At 33.6% G+C, this 2,541-nt stretch carries 3 protein-coding genes and 1 pseudogene; all 4 read right to left on the bottom strand.

The features are described from left to right. Positions 1-172, bottom strand: a pseudogene (locus AAC155_RS23995) (type VI secretion system domain-containing protein); the annotation flags it as partial. A 562-nt stretch (positions 173-734) separates the two neighbouring features. After that, on the bottom strand, positions 735-968 hold the full coding sequence (locus AAC155_RS23990; protein WP_113044404.1) for an AHH domain-containing protein: 234 nt from the start codon (positions 966-968) through the stop codon (positions 735-737). 579 nt (positions 969-1,547) lie between these two features. Continuing rightward, positions 1,548-2,018, bottom strand: coding sequence for an SMI1/KNR4 family protein (locus AAC155_RS23985; protein ID WP_113044403.1), 471 nt, complete (start codon positions 2,016-2,018; stop codon positions 1,548-1,550). 13 nt (positions 2,019-2,031) lie between these two features. Continuing rightward, complete coding sequence (locus AAC155_RS23980; protein ID WP_275658247.1) at positions 2,032-2,397, bottom strand: HNH/ENDO VII family nuclease; 366 nt, start codon at positions 2,395-2,397, stop codon at positions 2,032-2,034. Between the last annotated feature and the right edge of the window lie 144 nt (positions 2,398-2,541).

Below are 2,541 nucleotides of genomic sequence, written 5' to 3'. Positions count from 1 at the left end.
GTTGTGCCAGCGCGTTCATGCCCGCCTGCTCCAGTAACTGTGCCGTCAGTAACTGACCGTAGAACTGATCCCGGGGTTCGGTCAGGTGTTGCTGATATTGTTCCGCCGCTTTTAGGGCGGCTTCCAGTCCGTGCTGCTGAAAACAGTGCCAGATGGCGTCCTGTTCCTGCGTGGCGGCATTGTTGATATACCGTACGGCATAACTTCTTTTTTAAATATAGAGAATATGGCTTCTAATTTAGCGTTTTGATTAAAAGAAAATAAATATCGATAAATGCTTATCATATTTAACCTGTTATTACATTAGTCGTTTACTTCATTTAGAGAATTATCGTATTCTATGTTATCAACTAACCCTTGTTTCTTTCTTATAAGATAGTATTTTCTTTTTCTCATATTTTCTTTAACTTGATCCTGAGTAGATGTTTTTATTCTATCAAGGATATCCTTTTCTGCTTTTTTATAATCCTCATGAAGATAAAACTCGGATGCCAAATCAGAGAAAAATCACTCTAAACCATATAGTTACCTGGTACGTCTTGATCGAAAAGAAGCTTTAATGCTCTATCTTTATTATCAATAATTTCATACTCATTAAATTCTTCAATAGAACCGGATAAAAAATCCGAGCTTTTAAAGAATTCAACGGGTTCCATATAAAAATTTATTATCTCACCCAGATTAAATTATCCTAAAATTCTACTCCAGAGATCAAAGATGCTTTGTCTGACTTTTTAATTTACGTCTTCCCCCTGAATGTTAGTGTTATACCTATCTTTGTGTTTAATAATATTGCCATTCTCCATATCTTTTTTAGTTATATTTTGGATGTTAGCTACTTGTTTCGATATGGCATCAGTTGATTGATTTAAATTTATTTTATCCAGAGTATTTTTTATTGCATCAGTATATCCGTGATTACCTTGATGCCTTGCCATTGCACTAATCCGTCGGCATTGGCGTGGCATGGGTATTCACCCACGGTAAGAAAGAAGCCAGCCGGAAGCGATTCCGGCTTTTTGTTGTTTCAGAAAGAAAATAGAATAAAATATTTAAAATATATCTTATGTATATATTTTATATGAATTTTATATTTTTTTGTATTATTAATTTTTTATCTTCTTATTTATTTTATATTTTTATGATTTTAATTTATATATTTAATATATAAATCCAACTCTGTAAGATATTTATTTTAAGTATAAAAATAACAAAGTCGGAAAGATCACGGGGATCTTTTAGTCCTACTTTTTTAATTAAAAATACCTTTATGATCAGCTTTCTCTATGAATAAGCCTTGTAAACTTACTTGTATTTATTCGTCTTCATATGTTAGCGTAAAATAACCATCTATATTGGATGGAAAGTGAGAACTATCAATGATTAAAAATATAGTTGATGATGTATCAGATATTACTACCTTGAAGAAGTAAAAAATATCTGTTTTATTCTTTTCATCTAATTTTGATAAGGCGGGATGAGACGTTTCATTTTAAAATGGGCAAGCTAGATTTCTCTGGCTTGTCATTATTAATATAAAGTGGATTTTATAAATCTTCTATAGCTTGTCTTATTTCTTCTAAAAGAAACTCAGCATAACTATCTGCAATTATGTTTTTAGCTCCATCTCTTTTGAAGGATAATTCAGTCTCAACTACTACAGCCTCTCCTGTTTTTCCTTTAATACTGGTATCAATAGAATAGGAAGGACCATATCCCGATGATTTCATTTTAATCATCCCTTCATCTATATCACCGGAATTTCTGGCTTGCTTTGTTACATACAGAATACATGGGGCTTGATTTCCATTTATTTCCTTTTTAGTTATTCCATAATAATCATCTCCGCCGAAAGAAAGTGTTCCATATTTTTGTAAGAAAATTTTATATGATTCAGGAAAAGTAACACCAAGCAATGATTCGAGTTCACGGATAGTATCTATATCAACCCCGCCACTAGAAAGAATTTCTTCCCCGCTTGATATCATTTCCTTTTCAATTAAATCTATATAATTCATAGCTTCCTTCTTCTTAAGGAGTTAAAAAGTCCAATGCTCTTTTTTTCCAATATGTTTTCTTCCACTGGTTAAATGGACGCCTATTCGTTGATGGTGGCGCATTATTATATGTGCGTCTTATGCCATCAGGACCGACCCATGTTTTATCCCATTGATTTGAATACATATGAAGCATACGGTCGTATTTACTATGGGTACTACTTAAAATTTCAGTCATTGGGCCAGGTTCATTTTGAATGACATGATGAAGGTTTATTTCTAAGCCATCCTTACCAATAGGTGCAATCCCTTTCTTCATTCGTTGAATATTCGTCCTTCCGAAGTCATCAATATGATTGGGATCAAATAAATCATTTCTTTGGTAAACTCTAAGCTTCAATCCGCACTGAATTACTGCAGGGCACGAGCATACTTTGACTGCTATTCATCCAAAGAAAACTCTTGCCCGATAATCATCGCACCAACCCGCTTTTTTAAGCTTGTTCCTTTGGCTCGGTGCCCCGCAATCGCATTGTTTGACCAG

Origin of the sequence: Photorhabdus sp. HUG-39 (assembly GCF_963878365.1) — a bacterium.
GTDB classification, from domain to species: Bacteria; Pseudomonadota; Gammaproteobacteria; order Enterobacterales; family Enterobacteriaceae; genus Photorhabdus; species Photorhabdus kayaii.
Note: the sequence above shows the minus strand (reverse complement) of the source record. Positions and strands in the feature narration are given on the sequence as shown.